The organism is Salinispora tropica CNB-440, assembly GCF_000016425.1.
Lineage (GTDB): Bacteria > Actinomycetota > Actinomycetes > Mycobacteriales > Micromonosporaceae > Micromonospora > Micromonospora tropica.
Genome location: NC_009380.1, coordinates 4,503,837 through 4,522,717, shown reverse-complemented (window position 1 = coordinate 4,522,717; position 18,881 = coordinate 4,503,837). Strand labels below are relative to the sequence as shown.

Annotated in this window: 22 protein-coding genes and 1 pseudogene; 11 read left to right on the top strand and 12 right to left on the bottom strand. The window is 67.8% G+C overall.

Features of this window, described 5'->3' with window-relative positions; genetic code table 11:
* Positions 1–57: 57 nt before the first annotated feature.
* Both STROP_RS19985 and ku read right to left on the bottom strand, forming a co-directional pair.
* On the bottom strand, positions 58–726 hold the full coding sequence (locus tag STROP_RS19985; protein WP_012015168.1) for an FKBP-type peptidyl-prolyl cis-trans isomerase: 669 nt from the start codon (positions 724–726) through the stop codon (positions 58–60).
* Positions 727–877: 151 nt separating this feature from the next.
* On the bottom strand, positions 878–1,912 hold the full coding sequence (ku, locus tag STROP_RS19980; protein ID WP_012015167.1) for a non-homologous end joining protein Ku: 1,035 nt from the start codon (positions 1,910–1,912) through the stop codon (positions 878–880).
* Positions 1,913–1,997: 85 nt separating this feature from the next.
* Between ku and ligD (STROP_RS19975) the strand changes: the two genes are divergently transcribed.
* Together ligD (STROP_RS19975) and ligD (STROP_RS19970) are read left to right on the top strand one after the other, a co-directional pair.
* Positions 1,998–2,936, top strand: a complete 939-nt coding sequence (ligD, locus tag STROP_RS19975; RefSeq protein ID WP_012015166.1) for a non-homologous end-joining DNA ligase — start codon at positions 1,998–2,000, stop codon at positions 2,934–2,936.
* Positions 2,929–3,837: a non-homologous end-joining DNA ligase gene (ligD, locus tag STROP_RS19970; RefSeq protein ID WP_012015165.1), complete on the top strand. Its 909-nt coding sequence runs from the start codon at positions 2,929–2,931 to the stop codon at positions 3,835–3,837. Before ligD (STROP_RS19975) ends, ligD (STROP_RS19970) begins: the two co-directional genes overlap by 8 nt.
* Positions 3,838–3,923: 86 nt before the next feature.
* On the opposite strand, the gene STROP_RS19965 is transcribed toward ligD (STROP_RS19970), so the two are convergent.
* The gene (locus STROP_RS19965; RefSeq protein WP_012015164.1) at positions 3,924–4,334 is read right to left on the bottom strand and encodes a VOC family protein; all 411 of its coding nucleotides are present in this window, start codon (positions 4,332–4,334) and stop codon (positions 3,924–3,926) included.
* A gap of 38 nt (positions 4,335–4,372) precedes the next feature.
* Positions 4,373–5,347 carry a TIGR03620 family F420-dependent LLM class oxidoreductase gene (locus STROP_RS19960; protein WP_012015163.1) on the bottom strand — a complete coding sequence of 325 codons (975 nt, stop codon included), beginning with the start codon at positions 5,345–5,347 and terminating at the stop codon, positions 4,373–4,375.
* Between the two features lie 59 nt (positions 5,348–5,406).
* Between STROP_RS19960 and STROP_RS19955 the strand changes: the two genes are divergently transcribed.
* Both STROP_RS19955 and STROP_RS19950 read left to right on the top strand, forming a co-directional pair.
* Complete coding sequence (locus STROP_RS19955) at positions 5,407–5,931, top strand: TetR/AcrR family transcriptional regulator (protein WP_012015162.1); 525 nt, start codon at positions 5,407–5,409, stop codon at positions 5,929–5,931.
* Between the two features lie 135 nt (positions 5,932–6,066).
* The gene (locus STROP_RS19950) at positions 6,067–6,912 is read left to right on the top strand and encodes an SCO4651 family lipoprotein (RefSeq protein WP_012015161.1); all 846 of its coding nucleotides are present in this window, start codon (positions 6,067–6,069) and stop codon (positions 6,910–6,912) included.
* Between the two features lie 66 nt (positions 6,913–6,978).
* Here STROP_RS19950 and STROP_RS19945 read toward each other — a convergent pair whose 3' ends face one another.
* On the bottom strand, positions 6,979–7,236 hold the full coding sequence (locus STROP_RS19945) for a hypothetical protein (RefSeq protein ID WP_012015155.1): 258 nt from the start codon (positions 7,234–7,236) through the stop codon (positions 6,979–6,981).
* Entirely contained in the window at positions 7,233–7,556 is a 324-nt protein-coding gene (locus tag STROP_RS19940; RefSeq protein WP_026275538.1) for a hypothetical protein, read from the bottom strand. The genes STROP_RS19945 and STROP_RS19940 overlap by 4 nt, the downstream gene beginning before the upstream one ends.
* A gap of 347 nt (positions 7,557–7,903) precedes the next feature.
* Here STROP_RS19940 and STROP_RS19935 point away from each other — a divergent pair, with 347 nt between their 5' ends.
* The gene (locus tag STROP_RS19935) at positions 7,904–8,113 is read left to right on the top strand and encodes a GntR family transcriptional regulator (RefSeq protein ID WP_026275535.1); all 210 of its coding nucleotides are present in this window, start codon (positions 7,904–7,906) and stop codon (positions 8,111–8,113) included.
* Positions 8,114–8,159: 46 nt separating this feature from the next.
* On the opposite strand, the gene STROP_RS19930 is transcribed toward STROP_RS19935, so the two are convergent.
* Positions 8,160–8,534, bottom strand: coding sequence for a VOC family protein (locus STROP_RS19930; RefSeq protein ID WP_026275536.1), 375 nt, complete (start codon positions 8,532–8,534; stop codon positions 8,160–8,162).
* 308 nt (positions 8,535–8,842) lie between these two features.
* On the opposite strand from STROP_RS19930, the gene STROP_RS19925 reads away from it, so the two are divergent.
* The 4 genes and pseudogenes from STROP_RS19925 to STROP_RS24270 form a co-directional block, all read left to right on the top strand.
* The gene (locus STROP_RS19925; protein ID WP_012015158.1) at positions 8,843–10,156 is read left to right on the top strand and encodes a M48 family metalloprotease; all 1,314 of its coding nucleotides are present in this window, start codon (positions 8,843–8,845) and stop codon (positions 10,154–10,156) included.
* 21 nt (positions 10,157–10,177) lie between these two features.
* On the top strand, positions 10,178–11,443 hold the full coding sequence (locus STROP_RS19920) for a zinc ribbon domain-containing protein (protein ID WP_012015157.1): 1,266 nt from the start codon (positions 10,178–10,180) through the stop codon (positions 11,441–11,443).
* A gap of 185 nt (positions 11,444–11,628) precedes the next feature.
* A complete protein-coding gene (locus STROP_RS19915; RefSeq protein WP_012015156.1) occupies positions 11,629–12,495 on the top strand; it encodes an SCO4651 family lipoprotein in 867 nt (288 codons plus the stop codon).
* A 154-nt stretch (positions 12,496–12,649) separates the two neighbouring features.
* Positions 12,650–12,868: pseudogene (locus tag STROP_RS24270) on the top strand (SCO4651 family lipoprotein); the annotation flags it as partial.
* Between the two features lie 66 nt (positions 12,869–12,934).
* On the opposite strand, the gene STROP_RS19910 reads toward STROP_RS24270, so the two are convergent.
* Together STROP_RS19910 and STROP_RS19905 are read right to left on the bottom strand one after the other, a co-directional pair.
* The gene (locus tag STROP_RS19910; RefSeq protein WP_012015155.1) at positions 12,935–13,192 is read right to left on the bottom strand and encodes a hypothetical protein; all 258 of its coding nucleotides are present in this window, start codon (positions 13,190–13,192) and stop codon (positions 12,935–12,937) included.
* The gene (locus STROP_RS19905) at positions 13,189–13,512 is read right to left on the bottom strand and encodes a hypothetical protein (protein ID WP_026275538.1); all 324 of its coding nucleotides are present in this window, start codon (positions 13,510–13,512) and stop codon (positions 13,189–13,191) included. Before STROP_RS19905 ends, STROP_RS19910 begins: the two co-directional genes overlap by 4 nt.
* Before the next feature lie 347 nt (positions 13,513–13,859).
* Here STROP_RS19905 and STROP_RS19900 point away from each other — a divergent pair, with 347 nt between their 5' ends.
* Positions 13,860–14,087, top strand: a complete 228-nt coding sequence (locus STROP_RS19900) for a winged helix-turn-helix domain-containing protein (protein ID WP_187151553.1) — start codon at positions 13,860–13,862, stop codon at positions 14,085–14,087.
* Between the two features lie 64 nt (positions 14,088–14,151).
* Here the strand turns inward: STROP_RS19900 and STROP_RS19895 are convergent, their stop codons facing one another.
* The 3 genes from STROP_RS19895 to STROP_RS19885 form a co-directional block, all read right to left on the bottom strand.
* Entirely contained in the window at positions 14,152–14,694 is a 543-nt protein-coding gene (locus STROP_RS19895; protein ID WP_012015152.1) for a carboxymuconolactone decarboxylase family protein, read from the bottom strand.
* A complete protein-coding gene (locus STROP_RS19890) occupies positions 14,694–16,403 on the bottom strand; it encodes a thiamine pyrophosphate-binding protein (RefSeq protein ID WP_028568789.1) in 1,710 nt (569 codons plus the stop codon). Before STROP_RS19890 ends, STROP_RS19895 begins: the two co-directional genes overlap by 1 nt.
* A gap of 129 nt (positions 16,404–16,532) precedes the next feature.
* On the bottom strand, positions 16,533–18,212 hold the full coding sequence (locus STROP_RS19885; protein WP_026275349.1) for a DNA repair helicase XPB: 1,680 nt from the start codon (positions 18,210–18,212) through the stop codon (positions 16,533–16,535).
* A gap of 422 nt (positions 18,213–18,634) precedes the next feature.
* Here STROP_RS19885 and STROP_RS19880 point away from each other — a divergent pair, with 422 nt between their 5' ends.
* Positions 18,635–18,871 carry a hypothetical protein gene (locus tag STROP_RS19880; protein ID WP_012015149.1) on the top strand — a complete coding sequence of 79 codons (237 nt, stop codon included), beginning with the start codon at positions 18,635–18,637 and terminating at the stop codon, positions 18,869–18,871.
* Positions 18,872–18,881: the final 10 nt, after the last annotated feature.

Sequence of the window (18,881 nt, the reverse complement as noted above, 5' to 3'; positions counted from 1 at the left end):
GTAACGGTGTGGAAGCCCGCTGTGGCCAACCGCACCGGCGGCGGGGCGGCCCGGCCGTCACTGTGCGCCGAGCACGTCCACGACGAAGCGCAGTGGGCCGGCCGGGCGGCCACCGCCCGGTGCGGTGCCGTACGCCAGTTCGGCGGGGATGTCCAGCTGCACCCGGCTGCCGATGGTCACGCCGACCAGGCCCTCGTCCCAGCCGGGGATCACCGCGCCGACACCGATCGGGAAGCTCGCCGGCTGCCCACGCGACCAGGAGGAGTCGAACTCCTCGCCGTCGTTGTAGAGGATGCCGACGTAGTTGACGGTGATCTCCTGACCGCTCTCCACCGCGGGCCCGGTGCCCTCGATCAGCGGGGTGACGACGAGCTCGGTCAGCTCGCCCTCGCCCGCCTCCACGGCCGGCGGGGTGTTCAGCGCCGGGTCGGCCCCTTCCGGCAGCTCGGTGCCGCCGGCCGCCGGGTCGGGGCCGTCCGCTGCGGGAGCGTCCGCCGAGGGGGCGCCTACCGACGGGGAGCTCGCCGTGGTCGGGTCGCTCTCGTCGTCGCCTGCCGACCCGACCAGCACGAACACGGTGACCAGGAGAGCGGCCACGGCAACCCCGGCGAGACCGCCGGCCCAGGCCTGCCGGCGGCGCTTCGCCTCGGCCGCCTTCTGCTCGGCGAGCTGCGCGGCCAACCGCCGCTCCGACTTCTGTGCCCGGTTCTGCGTCCGCTCGCTCACGGCGTCGACTCCCTGCTCGAAGATGGGTGGCCGGCACCGCGTGCCGGGGGAAGGCCGACGAACACGGTACCCGCCTGGGTCCCCGTGGTGCAGATGCCGGACGCCTCATTGTCCGGAGGGATCCGGTATCGCCGATGGTGGCCCTCGCCGTTCAGGCGGTCTTGCGGGTGCCCTTGCGGGCCGGCGACTTCTTGGCCGGCTCCGCCTGCTTTCCCTCACCCTTCTTCGCGGTCGTCTTGGTCGCTGGCTTCTTCTCGGCTGGCTTCTTCTTCTCGGGAGTCGCCTTCTCGCTCTTCTTGCCGGTGGCCTTCTTCGGCGGGGCCTGCTGCTCGGTGGCCTTCCGCTGGGCGGAACGCGCCGCCGAGATCGGGGTCGGTTCGCCCGCGCCGGGACCGGCGGGCTTCTCGCCGCGCGCCGCCTGGGCCCGCTCCACCGATGCCTTCAGCGCCGCCATCAGGTCCACCGCCGCCGCCGGCGCCTCTTCGGCCTCCTCCGGCTGGACGATCTCGCGGCCCTCCACCTTCGCGTCGATGACCTCCTGCAGGGCGGTCCGGTAGTCGTCGGTGAAGACATCGGGTTGGAAGTCACCCGCCATCGAGCCGATCAGTGAGCTGGCCATCGCCAGTTCCGGGGGCCGGACCTTCAGGTCCTCGTCGAGAAAGCCGAACTCGGGCTTCCGGATCTCATCGGGCCAGAGCATCGTGTTGAGCAGTAGTACGCCCTGGTGCACCCGCAACGTTGCGAGTTGCTCACGTTGGCGGATCGCCACCTTGACGATGGCCACCCGTTCGGAGTCGGTGAGCGCGTTGCGCAGCAGCACGTACGGCTTGGTGGCGGTGCCCTCCGGCTCGAGGAAGTATGCCTTGTTGTAGAGAATCGGATCGACCTGCTCGGCGGGGACGAACTCCAGCACGTCGATCGCCCGTGAGGTGCTCAGTGGCAGGTCGGCGAAGTCGTCGTCGGTGAGGATGACCAGCTCACCGCCGCCGAGGTCGTACCCCTTGACGATGTCGTCGTAGGTGACCTCCTCGCCGCAGACCTGGCAGGTGCGCTTGTAGCGGATTCGGCCGCCGTCATCTCGGTGCACCTGGTGGAACCGAATATCCTTTTCCTCGGTCGCCGAATACAGCTTGACCCCGATTGAGACGAGCCCGAACGACACGGCTCCTTTCCAAATGGCCCGCACCCTGCGCTCCTTTCGCCGGTATCGGCCATGTTCTCATCCGGTGGAACCGGGCGCGAGGAGTTCCGGATTCGACTAAGGTCAGTTCGTGCCCGGCGTGCCGCCCAAGCCGATGCTCGCGACGACCGGGGAGCTGCCGGCGGGCGCGGGCTGGGCCTATGAGTTCAAATGGGACGGAATCCGAGCGCTGGTCAACATTGGCGACGGTCAACACCGGGTGTACGCCCGCTCTGGCGTTCAGGTCACCGTCGCCTACCCGGAACTGGCCGGCCTGCCCGCGCAGGTGGATGACGTCCTCCTCGATGGCGAGGTGGTGCTCTTCGGCGAGACCGGGCAGCCTTCGTTCACGGCGCTCGCCGAGCGAATGCACGTCCGGGACCGGGGCCGGGCTGCGCGGCTCGCGGCGTCCCTGCCCATCACGTACCTGGTCTTCGACCTGTTGCGGCTCGACGGCATCGACCTGACCGGCTACTCGTGGCAGCGGCGGCGAGCCGTTCTCGACGAGTTGGGGTTGGCCGGGCCTCGTTGGGCGGTCCCGCCGGCTTTCACGGACGGCCCGGCGACCCTCCAGGCGGCGGGGGAGCACGGCCTGGAGGGGGTGATGGCCAAACGGGTCGGTTCCGTCTACCGGCCGGGTACGCGTTCGCCGGACTGGGTCAAGGTCAAGTTGGAGGTGACCGGCGACTTCGTCGTGGGTGGCTGGCGGCCGGGAGCCCGCCGGCTCGGCGGGCTGCTGGTCGGGGTGCCACGGTCGGACGGCCGCCTCGCCTACCGGGGGCGGGTCGGCGGTGGCATCGGTGCGGCGCTGGAGCGGGAACTGCTGCGCGAGCTGGAACCCCTGCGCACCGGTGCTTCCCCCTTCGTCGGGGACCTTCCCCGCGAGGACACCCGGGCGGTGGTCTGGGTCGCCCCCCGGGTCGTGGTGGAGGTGAAGTACGGCCAGCTCACCCCGGATGGGCGACTGCGCTTTCCCCGGGTGCTGCGGTTGCGCCCGGACAAACTCGCCGAGGAGGTTGACGATGTCTGACCGGCTCCGGGTCGACGTGGCTGGCCGCACCCTGGAGTTGTCGAATCTGGACAAGGTGCTGTACCCCGCGACCGGGTTCACCAAGGGTGAGGTGATCGACTACTACACCCGGGTCGCTCCGGTGCTCCTGCCGCACCTGTCCGACCGGGCGCTGACCCGAATCCGGTTCCCGAACGGCGTCGACGGCAGCTCCTTCTTCGAGAAGAACGCACCCGCGGCGACACCGAGCTGGGTACGCACCGAGACGTTGCCCGTCCCCGGCTCGGCGAAGGGCCGGGAGACGATCGACTATGTGGTCGCCGACGAGCTACCGACCCTGGTCTGGTTGGCAAACCTCGCCGCCCTCGAACTCCACACGCCACAGTGGCAGATCGGGGCACATCCGGACCTGATGGTGGTTGACCTCGATCCCGGTGAGCCGGCCGGGCTACGCCAGGGTTGTCAGGTAGCCCTGTTGCTGCGGGAGCGGCTCGCCGACGACGGGATCGAGGCGTATCCGAAAACCTCGGGGAAGAAGGGGATGCAGCTCTGCTGCCCGATCGCCGGTACCCAACCGGCCGACGTCGTCTCCGGCTACGCGCGACGGATCGCCCAGGAGTTGGAGCGGGCCCATCCGAGTCTGGTCGTGTCCAAGATGGCGCGAAAGCTACGGGCGGGAAAGATCTTCATTGACTGGAGTCAGAACAACGCGGCGAAGACGACGGTGGCGCCGTACTCGCTGCGTGCGCAGTCGGTGCCGGCGGTGTCCACCCCGCTGACCTGGGCCGAGGTGGAGGCCGGTGGGGCCGGCAAACGGCCGTCGGTCAGGCCGTACGCGGCGGCCGAGGTGCTCACCCGGGTTGCGGAGCAGGGCGACCTGCTCGCCCCGCTCCTTGCCGGCGGCCCCGAGCTGCCGGGATAGGGGAGGGCCTGCGGTGGGACGGCGACCCGCACCGTCCCACCGCCGCCCGCGACGGCGCCGTGCGCGACTGCTGTCCCCGGCATCGGTCAGTCCGGGCCGATGACACAGAACTCGTTGCCGGCCGGGTCGGTCAGGACTCGAGTCGTCCACTCACCGGCATCGGTCACACTGACCTGCTGGGCGCCGGCGGCGAGCATCTGTTGCGTCAGTGGTCGTGCGTGGTCGACGAAGAGGTCGAGGTGGGCGCGCGCCTTGCCGGTCTTGGGCTCGGCGACCTGCTGGAACGTCAGGTGTGGCGGGCCCGCCACGTGCTCTGGGCAGTCGACCGTGACATAGGTGCTTCCTTCGGCGTGCGGTCGCCGTTGATAGCCGAGAAACCGTTCCCAGAACGCCGCTGCCGAGGCCGGCTCGGGACAGTCGATGGTGATGCCAATTCGGTTCGGGGCGGCGAGGAAAGTCCTGTCGGCACGCGTCGTTGGTGGTGGTACGGCGTTCATGCTGTTCCGATCCTTTCAGCCAGCACGGTTCGATGGGGTCAACCGACGCTCGATGTCGTCGCCTCGGTGGTGAGGAACGCCAGCTCCCGCCACTCGTCCATGGGCAGCGCGGCCGGATCCGCCGTGAGCACCTGGATGCAGACGTGGTTTGCGCCTGCGTCCAGGTGCTCACGCACGCGGGTGCGTACCGCGTCGAGGTCGCCGTGCGCGACCACGGCGTCGACCAGGGTGCTACTCAGCCCCCGCATGTCCTGTTCGGTGAAGCCCAGGCGACGCAGATTGGCGGCCTGGTGCGGGGCGGTGGAGGTGTAGTGGGCGACATGGTCGCGGGCCAGCTGCCGTGCTCGATCGGGATCGTCGGCGAGGGCGACCGCGAGTTCCACTGCGAGCAGTGGGCCAGGTCCCATGCCCTCCCGGGTGCGGCGAGTGTGTTCGACGGGTGCGAAGTAGGGCAGGGCGCCCTCGGTGCGTTGTGCGGCGAGTTCGGTCATTCTGGGGCCGAGCGCGGCGAGGACCCGGCGGCGAGGACCCGTTGGCTCGGGAAGCACGGTGGTGGCGGCGTCCATGGCGTCGAGGTAGGCGGTCATCGTCTGTACCGGTCGTCCGTAGCGCCCTGGGATAGTGCTGGTCGGGGTGTCGTGGGTTCGATGTCCGCCGAGTCCCAGCACGAACCGTCCCGCGAACGCATCGTCCAGCGCACGGTGGGCCGCGGCCATCGCGATTGGTTCCCGCGCGGCGATGTTGGCGACGCCCGCTCCGACGACCAGCCGCCGGGTGTTGCCCAGGATGAGCCATGCCTGGCTGACCGCGTCGCGGCCGAGACCCTCGGCATACCACACCGCACCGTAGCCGAGTTCCTCCAACTCGGCGGTTGCGTCGCGGACGAGCCCGGCTGGCTGCCAGTCGAACGCCATGGTCCAGATGCCGACTCGCCCGAGCCCTCGGTGACTGTCGCTTGTGTCGGTCTCCCGGTGGTGCATGTCACCGGTACGATCTGGAGAAGTTCTCCGCATGGAGGCAACGTAACATACGGAGAAGCTCTCCGCATGGTGTGGTCAGGAAGGAACGAAGGATGCGTGTCGACGCACGGCGCAACCGGGACCGGTTGGTGGCGGTGGCCACCGCCGTCATCGCCGAGCATGGCCCCGCCGCCTCCCTAAACGAGATCGCGCAACGGGCAGGCGTCGGTGCCGGCACCCTGTACCGACACTTCCCCACCCGGGAGTCGCTTCTGCTGGAAGTCTTCACCACCCGGATCGAGACCCTGTGCGAACGCGCCCGTGAGTTGGCCCAGAGCCGGTCGCCGGGCGATGCGTTGACGGCGTGGCTGGAGGCGTTCCTTCAGCACTGCCTGACGGATCGAGGTCTGGCCGAAACGATCATGAAGGCGCCGCCGGGCGCCGACCTGGACTGCGCCGCGAAGCTACATACGGCGGGGGCGGACCTGGTCGCTCGGGCTCAGCAGGCCGGCGTTGTGCGCACCGGCCTCGAGGTCGAGGACATCCTGCAACTGACGATCGGTATCGCTCTGGCGGCGGATGGTCCCGGCCGCGCGAAACGTCTCCTTTCCTTCGCCTTCGATGGCCTGCGCGCCTGACGTCCCGGCGTGGGGTACTTGCTCGGTCATCGTCGGTTTGCCTGCGAGACATGCCTGAAAGGGCGATGTCGAGTTCAGCCGACTGGGATAGCGTGATCCGTCGATCATTTACATCCTTCGGGGGAGTGACTACACGTGTCACGTTGGAAGAACATCGCTGTCCTGGCCGCGGCGACCGCCTCGGTGGTCGCGGGGACCGGCTGCGGGCCCAGCACGGCCTCCCAGGAAGCGGCACAGCAGTCGAGCGTGCTGGAGCTACTCGCCAACGACCTCAAGGGTTCACTCCAGGAGGCGGCGGACCGGACCAGCAAGGTCGAGACCGTGCGGGCGACAATGGTGGCCACGGGTGGTCCCGAGGAGTTCGAGATGCAGATCGCGATGGATCTGCGTGACTCCGTCAGCGTCGAGATGGTTATGGCGACGCAGGGAGAGGTCACCACCATCCGTTTGATCGACTCCGTGATGTACATGGAGATCCCCGAGACAGTACGCGAGCGCAACGACGGTAAGCGCTGGATGGAGATGGACTTCTCCGCCGCCTCGGGGACGGGCCTCGACGAACAGATACGGGATGCCGACCCGGTCCAGCAGGTCAAGACACTGCTGGAACTTGAGGGAGTCACCGTGGTCGGCGAGGAGACCGTGGGTGGGGTGCCCACGGTCCACTACAGCGTCACCGTTACCACGGAGGAGCACCTGGCGCTGCTGGAGAAGCAGGGCGAACTCGACTCCGCCAGCCTGGCAAACGCCGAGGACCAGTTGGCCGAGTTCGGCGTCGCGGAGATACAGACCGAGCTGTGGATCGACGAGCAGTACTGGCCGCGCCGGGCCCGCGTGACCATGGGCGAGATGGGCCTGATGACGGTCGACTACACCGACTACAACGAGCCGGTGACCATCGAGACGCCGCCGGCCGCCGAGACCACCGACTTCGCCGAACTCCTCGGCGACCTCGGGGAGGAACTCGCCACCACTACCTGACCCGAACACGCGGTCCTACTGGTTGCCACGCTCTGCCCGGCCGGGTTCACCGGCCGGGCAGAGTCGTTACCGGGGCGGGCGCGGCCGGCAGCGCGAGGTGTGGTCCACCGCGAGTACGCACCGGCCACGTCCCTCCGGTAACAGCCGGTCGCAGAAGACCCAGTGGCGCACATCCTGCTGGTCCTCGGCGGAGACGGTTACCCCGCCCGGCTCGACCCGGGCGCTGAACCGCATCAATACTCGGGCGGCGGTCCGGGCCAGGATTCGGGCTCGCATCAGGTCGGCGGCGGTGACCGGGAGGTGGATCACCCAGCGGCTGGTCATCGGTAGTGGTGGCGGGCCGACTGGGCACTCTGCCACTCCCGCAGGGCGGTCTTGATTCGTACATTCTCCTCCTGCGCCGCGACCAGGGCGGTCTGCGCGGTGGTCAACTCGTCGGCGACCCGGTGCAGGAAGTCGCGGATCTTCACCGGGTCAAGCCCGTGTCGGCGGACCGGGAAGCACCGGTCCCGGATCTGCCCCGGCCGCAGCGGCAGCCGGGGGCGCGTCGGCGGCGCGGGTTTGTGGTGGTGGCTGACCGGTCTGTGCGGGCTGGACATCGGTCGGTGCGTGAATCGGCGGATCAGGTTGCGCATGGTGGCCACCCTTCGTCGAGTCGCGGGTAGGTGGAGGGGCGCTCCGCCGGTTGCGGCCGGCGGAGCGCGGCCCGGCCATCGCAGCCTCAATTGGCGGTACGACAGCCGGGCCGCGCCTGGGGGTGGCGCGGCGGTGCGGTCTCGACGGCGATGCGAGACCAGTACGAGAGGCGCCAACCGACCGCAGCGGCACCGCATCACCGACAGCGACGCTACTGACACCGAGTCACCTATGTCAAGGAGTCAGTTACCCACTTACGTCATTCATACAACATATGTTGCCTGTGGCCAAGGGTTGATCGATACTGGGCGTGCCAACCGACTGCAAGGGGCCCGACGTGCCTATCCCGCCCACGATGGACGAGTTGCTCGAAGACCTGTTGAGCAAGATCAAGAATGGGACCTATCCGCCTGGTTCTCAGCTGCCCTCCGGTCGGATGCTGGCCGACGAGTACGACACCTCACAGTCCACGATTAGTCGGGCCGTGGCGCGGCTGCGGGAGCAGGGGGTGTTGGTGGGTCGTCCGGGGCGTGGTGTCTTCGTCGCCGAGTCACCCCACCACTAACAGGGTGCTGCCCCTGATCGGGCAGCACCCTGGCCTTCGACAGCCTTTACGCCTCGGCCCAGACGGCCAGCTCGTTGCCGCTCGGGTCGGTGAAGTGGAAGCGATGCCCGCCCGGGAAGTCGTACGGGCCGTTGATCACGGTGCCGCCGGCTTTGGTCACCGCCTGGATTGACTGCTCCAGGTCGGTCGAGAACAGCACGACCAGCGGGCCGCCCACACGGACCTGCGCGTCCTGTCGAAGTCCGCCCACCTCGGGCGCGGACTCGCCGTGCGGGCTACGGATGCCGGCGTATTCCGGCCCGTAGTCGGTGAACTCCCAGCCGAAGGCGTAGCCGTAAAACCGTTTCGCCTCCGCGAGGTCGGTGACGGCGAACTCAATGTAGTCGATGGCGTGCTGTCGGTGAGTCACAGAATCGGTCATGCACCAGATCATGCCCGGCGGGTATGACCAACTCGTGGACGCGAACCCCATCCACGCCGTCTCGCCGTCGAATGCGGCCAGCCCGAAAGCTACCCAGCGCGAAGGCCGCCCGTACGACTATCGCGCCGGATGGAAATTCGTGGGTCGGCTGTTGCCGGCGTCATAGCGGGTGAAGTAGTGCAGGGCGGTGAAATCGGGCACCGATTCGATCGCGTTCCCCGCCGTTCCCGGAACGGCGGGTCATCGCCCGGCCGTCGTCCGTGCAACAATCCGTTCGGAATTAATGACGAGGTTTCTGGGAGTCGACGGTGCAGTGTGCGAGCTGCGGCAATTATATTGATCCGGCAAAGGGTGAGTGCGAGTGCGGCGCTCCGTCGCCGCAGTCAACCGGAGCGGAGGTGCCCGGCCAGCGGCCGGCGCAGCCGATCTCCGTCCCGCCGCACAATGTCCAGCCGACCCGGGGGCAACGGCTCTTCACCCGTCCTCCTGGCTATCCGACCTTCGTCTCCTGGCTGGTGACCGGCGCGTTCCGGGACCGGCGTGGTGCGCTCGGCGCGTTCATCGCCGCCTGGTTCAACCTGCCGCTCGCCGTGTTTGTCGGCGGTTTGGGAATCGTGTACGGCGGGATAGCTGGCTACCTCGGTGGGTTCACCAGTGGCAATGAATTCGGCCCCGATTTCCTCACCGAGGTTCCCCTGCTCGGTTCGGTGCTCAGCGGTGCCGCGCTTCAGGTGGGCGGTGTGCTCGGCCTTCTGGTCGGCGTGCTGCTCGGCTGCCTGGCCGGGTTCGTCGGCGGCTTGTTCGTGCCGTGGTCTCTGGTCACCACCGAGCCGGGCTATGCCGTCGGCTACTTCGTCGCCCAGAGCATCGTCGCGATTCTCCTGAGCCTGCTCTACACCAGCTACGGAATCGCTACCGAAGGATGGCGGTTCCGGGCTGCCGGCTACCGCGAACCAAGCCGCCGGGAAAGGGAACTGCTCCAGCCGATCCTCGCCGACTGCGCGATGCGGCTGCAGCTCGACGCGCACCCGAAGCTGCTCATCGATGACAGTCACGAGCCACACGCGGTCAGCGGAACTCGACACGTGGTAATCAGCCGCGGACTGCTCGACGAGTTCGACTACGCGCCCGAGCCGATCGCCGCGGTGCTGTGTCACGAGCTGACGCACTGGCGCAACGCCGACCCGGTGTCCGGTCTCTTCGTGCGCGGGCTCGGACTGCCGCTTTACGTCGCCTACGCGTTCGTCACATGGTTGCAACAGAAGTTCCGGCACCCGATTCTCTCCCTGGCCCTAGGGATCAGCACCTGGCCGCTGCTGCTGACCATCCGATTCTTCGTCATGCCAATGCAGGCAGCGGGGAACCGATCCGCCGAATACCTCGCCGACCAGGGCGCGATCTGGGCGGGGCACCACATCGGGCTGCGGCAGGTGCTGAGCCGGTCCCAGCGAAGTTTCGACGGGGCCCGCGATGGCTGGGAACGCGCGATCTGCGCCAACCACCCTCCGAACGAGCTGCGTTTGGAGCGCGCCGAGGCGCCCGGTGTTGACTATCCGCTGCCCGACCGAGACTCGCCGGCACGTCCGCTTCCGGTGGTCGTGTCCAGCTCATCCCGTGACTGAGCCAACGGCGGAGAGACAGCGATGACGACGATTCAGGCCTGCGCGAAGTGTCGGACCGTGCTCCTTCCGGGCCAGCAGGGGTGCCTGCGATGTGGTCTCCCGGCCGCCGAGCAGACGCAGGAGTGCTCCACCTGCCACCGTCCCACCGGGGTGGACGTCCGGTTCTGCCCCGCCTGTGGGCAGCGGCTGGGGCAGTTGTCGCCGATGCCCGCCGGTGAGGCGGCGACGGCACCGCCGCCCGGCACCGACCCAGCTGCCCCGTTGCCGCCGCCCACTGCGTTCGCCGAGGTGCGCAACCCCAATCGCTGGCTCTATCGGCTCACAGGCGTCGGTCTGGCCGTGCTGTTGGCCGGTATCGCCGGCCTCTACGCGGTCCAGAGCGTCTTCTACACCCCCGAGCGGGTGGTGGCGGAGTACTTTTCCGCGCTCTCCGAGCGGGACTTCGCCGCCGCGCGTTCCCTCCTGGAGGAGCCGTCCGGGGACGGTCCGAACGATCCCGGGAAGCTACCGTTGATCCCCCTGAACGAGTCCTACCAGCCGCCGGCGTCGGCGGAAGTCACCTCGATCGAGGTGCCGAACGAGATCCAGCTGGTGGGCGCTCCGGCCGGGGCGGACCGGGCAGACTGGCGGTTGGCCGGCGTCACGTACCGAGTGGGCGACCGTACCTATCGGGAAGTGCTGTATCTGCACCGGCAGAAGCGGAAGGAACTGGGTGTTCTGGATGGCTGGTTGATCTACGGCGGGGTTAATGAGCTGACCGTGTCGGCCTGGCAGAACAGTCCGAGCGTGCTCATCAACGGGCAGGTGGTGCCAGTGCGCGAGGGGTACGCGACGGCACGCGTCTTCCCTGGTCTCCATGAGGTGAGAGTGGCTGACGACCCACTACTCCGGGCCGAGCTGGTGTTTGCGGAGGTTGGCCTGCTGAGACCGCGTGAGGCGAGGCTACGGCCAACGGTCCGGGACTCGGCGCGCAGCGCGGTCGAAAGTCAGGTGAAGGCGTACCTTGACAACTGTGCTGAGAGCACCGACCCGTCGCCGGAGGACTGCCCCTTCTCCTGGACCGCAGTCGATTCTTCACAACCTGTGCAATGGGCGATCGAAACGTATCCGGAGCTCGAGTTCGATATCTATGAGGGTCAGGTCAGCGTCACCGGTTGGACGGGACGTGTCAACGTGGCATGGGCCGGCTACGGCGGGGTGGAGATGGATTACGACATCGGCTTCTCCGTCACCGGTTGGGCCAGCTTGATCGATGGTCAGGTGACCTTCGACTACGACCCTTACTAGAACTAGTTCAGCGTGGATGATGCGGGTTTGTCTTCGCGTTGCCAACATTGTGTGGGTCGGGAATGTGCCGATTCGCCGTCCCTGTCGTTGCCGGGCAGGTCGCCCGAAAGGGGATTGTCCGGCTTGACGGGCTGGGCTACTGTGGCCAGTCGACCTAGATTTGCCTCCCGGGGGAGTGGCTTCACATGTCACGTTGGAAAAAGTTGAGCGTCCTGGCAGTCGCGGCCGTTACGGCGGTTTCGATGACTGCCTGCGGACCAAACGACTCCGAGGGAGAGTCGGGTGCGCTGGAGCGGCTCACCGATGACATCCCTGGCTCGCTTCAAGCGGCGGCCGACAAGGCCAAGGAAACCGAAACGGTGCGAGCGGACATGGTTACCTCGGGAGGTGCCGCAGATTCTGAGATGCAGATGACGATGGACTTCCGTGGTGCGGTCAGCTTCGAGATGGTCGGCGACATTCTTGGTGAACCCGTCACCATGCGCATGGTTGACTCCGCTATTTATACGGAAAACTCCGCGGAGGATCGGGAGCTCTACAACGGTAAGCGCTGGACCAAGATCGACCTCGACTCGTCGCCCGAAGGCGACGTGGGCGTGGATCAGATGTTGCAGGAATCCGACCCATCCCAGCAGATCGAGACGCTGCTGGAGTTGGAGGGCGTCACTGTCGCGGGTGAGGAGACGGTGGATGGGATCCGCACGGTCCAGTACACCGTCACCACCACCCCCGAGAAGCTCGCCGAGGCGCAACCTGAGGGGTCAGCTGAAAGCTCGGATCTGTCGGCTGCTGGGGACGCTCTCGGTGTAACCGAGGTAACGATCGATGTCTGGATCGACGAAGAGTACCTGCTCCGTCGGTTCCGCATGGACATGGGCACGGCGGGCGTGACGACGGCTGACTACTACGACTACAACGAGCCCGCGCAGATCGAGGCGCCCCCGGCAGCGGATGTTGTCGACCTGGAGGAGGTCTTTGCGGACCTTGAGGGCTCCTTCGCGGAGCTCGAGGATGCCATGAAGGAGATCGAAGACCTCACTGGTGGCAACTGAACGGGATCGTCCGGGCTGAACGTCGTACTCCGCCCGGCCGGGCCCCCCGGTCGGGCGGAGTCGTTGTGGCCCCTGCCCGGGGTGTCGGACGGTCCACCTTGGAGCAGAGTCACCCCGCGTTCCACCATCGCCAGGCCATCGGCGAGCGCCCCGCGCCGTCATCGGCGTCGCGGAGATACAGACCGAGCTGTGGATCGACGAGCAGTACTGGCCGCGCCGGGCCCGCGTGACCATGGGCGAGATGGGCCTGATGACGGTCGACTACACCGACTACAACGAGCCGGTGACCATCGAGACGCCGCCGGCCGCCGAGACCACCGACTTCGCCGAACTCCTCGGCGACCTCGGGGAGGAACTCGCCACCACTACCTGACCCGAACACGCGGTCCTACTGGTTGCCACGCTCTGCCCGGCCGGGTTCACCGGCCGGGCAGAGTCGTTACCGGGGCGGGCGCGGCCGGCAGCGCGAGGTGTGGTCCACCGCGAGTACGCACCGGCCACGTCCCTCCGGTAACAGCCGGTCGCAGAAGACCCAGTGGCGCACATCCTGCTGGTCCTCGGCGGAGACGGTTACCCCGCCCGGCTCGACCCGGGCGCTGAACCGCATCAATACTCGGGCGGCGGTCCGGGCCAGGATTCGGGCTCGCATCAGGTCGGCGGCGGTGACCGGGAGGTGGATCACCCAGCGGCTGGTCATCGGTAGTGGTGGCGGGCCGACTGGGCACTCTGCCACTCCCGCAGGGCGGTCTTGATTCGTACATTCTCCTCCTGCGCCGCGACCAGGGCGGTCTGCGCGGTGGTCAACTCGTCGGCGACCCGGTGCAGGAAGTCGCGGATCTTCACCGGGTCAAGCCCGTGTCGGCGGACCGGGAAGCACCGGTCCCGGATCTGCCCCGGCCGCAGCGGCAGCCGGGGGCGCGTCGGCGGCGCGGGTTTGTGGTGGTGGCTGACCGGTCTGTGCGGGCTGGACATCGGTCGGTGCGTGAATCGGCGGATCAGGTTGCGCATGGTGGCCACCCTTCGTCGAGTCGCGGGTAGGTGGAGGGGCGCTCCGCCGGTTGCGGCCGGCGGAGCGCGGCCCGGCCATCGCAGCCTCAATTGGCGGTACGACAGCCGGGCCGCGCCTGGGGGTGGCGCGGCGGTGCGGTCTCGACGGCGATGCGAGACCAGTACGAGAGGCGCCAACCGACCGCAGCGGCACCGCATCACCGACAGCGACGCTACTGACACCAAGTCACCTATGTCAACGCTTTCTTATCTGTCGAATCTAGCTCGCACCCTTCCTGCTGCTTTTCTCCTAGCTCTTGCTGCTCTCTCAGTCGGTGATCAATACTGGAAGAGCCAACCGACTGCAAGGGGCTTCCGTGCCGATACCGCCAACCATGAACGAGTTGATCAGTGATCTGTTGAAGCGGATCGAGGTGGGCGAGCTTCGTCCTGGCTCACAGATACCGTCCACCCAGGAGCTTTCCGACCACTACGACCTGTCGCTGTCGACGATTCATCGAGCGGTGGCGCGGCTGCGGGAGCAGGGGGTGTTGGTGGGTCGTCCGGGGCGTGGTGTCTTCGTCGCCGAGCGACCCCAGCACTGACGGGGCGCTGCCGCTGATCGCAGGACTCCGGCCATCCGCGGTCGCCACGCCCCGGCTGAGCTGATCAGGTGTGCTCGAGCGGAATGTCGAAGGCTGTGACCATGTATCCCATCAATGAGTACAGCCCGCACAGGGCCACCACCTCCACGACGCCGGCGGTGCCGTAGGCGGCTGTCAGTCGGTGCTGCACGTTCTCCGGGATTGACCGTGCGGCGGCGACGGCATCGACCACTTCCAGCGCCGCCCGTTGCGGATCGGGAAGATCGTCAGGGATGGTGCCGGAGCTGAGCTGGTTGATTGTGGCCGAGCTGATGCCAGCGAGCCGGGCAGACCGGTGGTGGTGGGCCAACTCGTAGGAGTAGCCGCGCCGTTCTGAGAACCGGAGGATGGTGAGTTCACGCACGTCGTCGGGGAGGGTCGCGTGGAACCTCAGGTGTTCGCCGAGTGCGCCGACCTTGATGGCGACCCCGGGATTGTTGAACATTCGCACGTAGACATTCCCGAGTCTCGCTCTGCCATCGGAGTGGGCCCGGGTGGCAGCCATCCGGTCGTATGCGGCGCGGTCCTCATCGCCTAGCTGCGCTGTTGGGTCGGGTAGCGTCGCCATCAATCGTTGTCCTCCCACTGTTGCTGACGTTCTCGCCAGACCCCGACCGGGGTTGGGTAGGTCTTGTCGATGATGAGGTCGAGGAGGTAGGGGCGCGATGCGGCGAGCCCGCGTGCGACGGCCGCCGGGATCTGTGCCGGCTGCTCGACCCGCTCGCCGTCGGCGCCCATCGAGCGGGCGAATCCGACCCAGTCGATGCCGGGAATGTCAGTCAGCCGTTCCGCTCGCGGGCTGATCTTGGAGGCACGGAACCAGATGTTGCCGTAGGAACGATTGTTCATCACCGCGACGACGACAGGGATTTGTTCACGGCTGGCGGTGTGTAGCTCCATGCCGTGCATGAGCAGACATCCGTCGCCGGTGGCGATCAACATAGGTCGCTGTGGCTGGGCGAGCTTGGCCCCGATGCCAAGCGGGACCGCGCCGCCCATGGGCCCGAGGTTGGTGAGGGAAAAGTGGGTGCCAGGCTGTCGTGTGTCCCAGTACTCCGCGAACCAGGCCCGATGGGCGCCGGAGTCGACGCACAAGGCGGCGTCGTCGGGGAAGGCGGCTCGCAACTCCGCCACCACCCGGGCCGGATGCATCGGTATCGCCTCGCTGCGAGTGTCCTCCGTACGGTAGCGGGCGTCTCCGCCGGCCGATACGTGGTGAAGTAGCGCTGTCCTGGCCCCACGCCCTGCCGCCAGAACGGGTGCCTCCCGCAGGGTTGAGAGACGCCGGAAGACCTCGGCGGGGTTGCTGACCACGGCCAGGTCAACGGGCCAACTCCGGCTGATCAGTGTCGGGTGACTGTCGATCTGGACGAGCGTGCGGGATGGCAGCATGGCCGGATCCCACTGAAGCGTGTCGCGTTGCGACAGACCCGAGCCGACCACGACGAGGACGTCGACGTTGCCCGAGCGGATGGTGTCGATCGCCCGTCGGCTGCCGCCGTAGCCGAAGACGCCGAGTGCGAGTGGGTGGGTCTCGGGTAGCGTTCCCTTGCCGGAAAGCGTCGTGGCCACCGGCACGTCGAAACGTTCGGCGAACGCCCGTAGCTGATCGGTGGCCCCCGACTGTTGTACACCTGGGCCGGCGAGCACGACGATGCGTTGGCCGTCGGGATCCTCAAGGACGGCGATCAGCTCCTGGAGGGCATGCTCGTCAAGGGTTCGTGGGTGCAGCAGTGACTCGGGCAGGCGCCTCGGCTCGGCGTCCAGTTCGGCCTGCTGCACGTCACGGGGCACCGACAGGTGGGCCGGGGTCCGTTCGCTCATCACGTGCACAATCGCGCGTCGCACATGTTGGGGAACGACCTGGCGCGATGACATCGACAACGACATCCCGGTCACTGGGCGCAGCACGTCGAGGTCGTCGAGCGCCGCTTCCGTCGCGTCCTGAAAGCCGCCCATGCCCGCCCAGGAACGAGGGACCTCACCGCTGATGACGATCACCGAGCTGCGGTCGGTCTTCGCGCCAGCGAGCGCGGTGGTCATGTTGAGTACCCCGGGACCGCCGATGCCGAGGCAGAGCCCGATGCCTCCAGAGGCGCGGGCATAGCCGTCAGCCATGTACGCGGCACCGCCCTCAAACGCCGTCACGATCGTGCCTACGCCGTCAACCGTCGACAGCGGCGACATGAAGGGATCGTTCAGTGCGCCGAGGCCGATGAAGATGTGTCGCGCCCCGTGGTCGCGCAGCATCCTGATCAGATACTCGGTAACTACCACGCCCCAATTTTTCATTGATTGCCGCTATGCCCTGAATTAAGCGACTCCGGTCACCGTTTCGGGTCTAGGGGCAACCGGACTCGTCCCGGCTGGCGGGCATCCGCGCTCCGCTGACCTCGGTTGAACAGGTCAGTCGACCGAGGGCAGTGACGGGCCGAGGACGTCGTCGGCGTCCACGATCGTGTAGGCGTACCCCTGCTCGGCGAGGAAGCGTTGCCGGTGGGCGGCGTACTCGGTGTCGATCGTGTCCCGGGACACCACCGTGTAGAAGTGCGCCTGCCGGCCGTCGGCCTTGGGCCGGAGCACCCGACCGAGCCGCTGCGCCTCCTCCTGCCGGGAGCCGAACGTGCCCGACACCTGGACCGCCACCGCCGCCTCCGGCAGATCGATCGAGAAGTTCCCCACCTTCGAGATCACCAGGGTCCGCAGCTCACCGGAGCGGAACGCGTCGAACAGCCGCTCCCGTTCCCGGTTCGTCGTCGCCCCCTGCACGATCGGCGCGTCCAGATATTCCCCCAGCTGGTGCAGCTGGTCGATGTACCCACCAATCACCAGGGTCTGCTCGTCCGGATGCCGGTCGAGCAGCGCCTTCACCACCGGCAGCTTGGTACGGGTGGTCGCGGCCATCCGGTAGCGCTCCTCGGCCTCCGCCGTCGCGTACGCCATCCGCTCGGCCTCGGTGAGCGTCACCCGTACCTCGGTGCACCGGGCCGGGGCGATCCAACCCTGCTGTTCGATGTCCTTCCACGGCGCGTCGTACCGCTTCGGACCGATCAGGCTGAACACGTCCCCCTCCCGGCCGTCCTCGCGAACCAGGGTGGCGGTCAGCCCCAGCCGGCGACGGGCCTGAAGGTCGGCGGTGAACCGGAAGATCGGTGCCGGCAACAGGTGGACCTCGTCATAGACGACCAGACCCCAGTCGCGCGCTCCGAACAGGTCCAGGTGGGTGAACGCGCCGCCGCGTCGTGACGTCAACACCTGGTACGTGGCGATGGTGACCGGACGAATCTCCTTGCGCTCCCCCGAGTACTCGCCGATCTCCTCCTCGGTCAGGGACGTGCGGGCCACCAACTCCCGTTTCCACTGCCGCCCCGCCACGGTGTTCGTTACCAGGATCAGCGTGGTCGCCTTCGCCTCGGCCATCGCCGCCGCCCCGACCAGGGTCTTCCCCGCGCCGCAGGGCAGCACCACCACGCCCGACCCGCCGGCCCAGAACGCCTCCACCGCCTCCCGCTGGTAGGAGCGCAGGGTCCACGGCTTCCGGCCGTCCGCGCCGGCCTCGGCCAGCTCGATCGGGTGCGCCTCACCGTTGACGTACCCGGCCAGGTCCTCGGCCGGCCAGCCGAGTTTGAGCAGTGCCTGCTTGAGTCGCCCGCGCTCGGACGGATGCACCGTGATGGTGTCGTCGTCGAGCTTCGTGCCGAGCATCCCGGCGAGCTTCTTGCTCTTGGCGACCTCGACCAACACCACCCGGTCCACGGCCCGCAGCACCAGGCCGTGCGCCGGGTCATTGATCAGTCGCAACCGGCCGTACCGATCCATCGTCTCGGCCACGTCAACCAGCAGGGCGTGCGGCACCGGATAGCGGCTGTATGTGATCAGCGCGTTGACCACGCCCTCGGCGTCGTGACCGGCGGCCCGGGCGTTCCACAACCCCAGCGGAGTCAGCCGGTAGGTGTGCACATGCTCCGGTGAGCGTTCCAACTCGGCGAACGGCGCGATCGCCAACCGGCATGCCTGCGCGTCGGGGTGCTCGATCTCCAACAGCAGGGTCTTGTCCGACTGTACGATCAGCGGTCCACCACTCACGTGAGTGCCTCTCTTGATCTTCGGATGCCGGTCGTCGTACCGGGCGTGGGGCCACGGGACGACCATCCAGTGTTACACGCCCCGCACCGGAGGCAGGATTTTTGGGCGTGCCATGCAACCTGGCGGCGTGCTGGTACGTCTTGCAGGGTGACGACCAATGCGGGTGAATCTCATGTTCCTGTCTTCGGTCCGCCTCCCGGACCGTGCCCGCATGGTCGTCACGCTGGTCGGCGCCGGTGCGTACGCGTTCGATCCGCGGCCGAGGCGGCGGGGGCGAAGGGCCCGCGTCGGTCGGGGCGGCGGAGTCGCCAACGGGGGCGGGCGCAACGCCCGGGCCGGACCGGCCGGTCATGGTGCTGGCCCACAGCCATTGTGGGTGTCACCCTGGACCTTCGAACTGCGCCGACGGCGGGGAGGACGGAATGACCCTCGATCAGGACATGATGGCCGAGACGCCACGGAGGCCCGCTCCGCCCGTCTCCGCCGGCACGATGGTCGCCTACGTGGCTGCCGGGGTGCTCCTGTTCGGTTGGTTCCTGTTTGGTCTGTTGGTGCAGCGGCAGGGCCTCGTGGACTCGGTCGGCGAGACCGCCGGTACGGCGTTTGGCCTGCTGCTGGTGGTTGCGGTGGTTGGTACGTTCCGCCGCGACCGGCGTTGACCGTCGCGGC

Bases quoted from the DNA above. Each gene is read 5' to 3' on its own strand.
- ligD (WP_012015165.1), top strand. From the start codon at position 2,929: ATGTCTGACCGGCTCCGGGTCGACGTGGCTGGCCGCACCCTGGAGTTG.
- STROP_RS19965 (WP_012015164.1), bottom strand. From the start codon at position 4,334: ATGAACGCCGTACCACCACCAACGACGCGTGCCGACAGGACTTTCCTC.
- STROP_RS19960 (WP_012015163.1), bottom strand. From the start codon at position 5,347: ATGCGGAGAACTTCTCCAGATCGTACCGGTGACATGCACCACCGGGAG.
- STROP_RS19955 (WP_012015162.1), top strand. From the start codon at position 5,407: ATGCGTGTCGACGCACGGCGCAACCGGGACCGGTTGGTGGCGGTGGCC.
- STROP_RS19945 (WP_012015155.1), bottom strand. From the start codon at position 7,236: ATGACCAGCCGCTGGGTGATCCACCTCCCGGTCACCGCCGCCGACCTG.
- STROP_RS19935 (WP_026275535.1), top strand. From the start codon at position 7,904: ATGGACGAGTTGCTCGAAGACCTGTTGAGCAAGATCAAGAATGGGACC.
- STROP_RS19930 (WP_026275536.1), bottom strand. From the start codon at position 8,534: ATGACCGATTCTGTGACTCACCGACAGCACGCCATCGACTACATTGAG.
- STROP_RS19920 (WP_012015157.1), top strand. From the start codon at position 10,178: ATGACGACGATTCAGGCCTGCGCGAAGTGTCGGACCGTGCTCCTTCCG.
- STROP_RS19915 (WP_012015156.1), top strand. From the start codon at position 11,629: ATGTCACGTTGGAAAAAGTTGAGCGTCCTGGCAGTCGCGGCCGTTACG.
- STROP_RS19910 (WP_012015155.1), bottom strand. From the start codon at position 13,192: ATGACCAGCCGCTGGGTGATCCACCTCCCGGTCACCGCCGCCGACCTG.
- STROP_RS19895 (WP_012015152.1), bottom strand. From the start codon at position 14,694: ATGGCGACGCTACCCGACCCAACAGCGCAGCTAGGCGATGAGGACCGC.
- STROP_RS19880 (WP_012015149.1), top strand. From the start codon at position 18,635: ATGACCCTCGATCAGGACATGATGGCCGAGACGCCACGGAGGCCCGCT.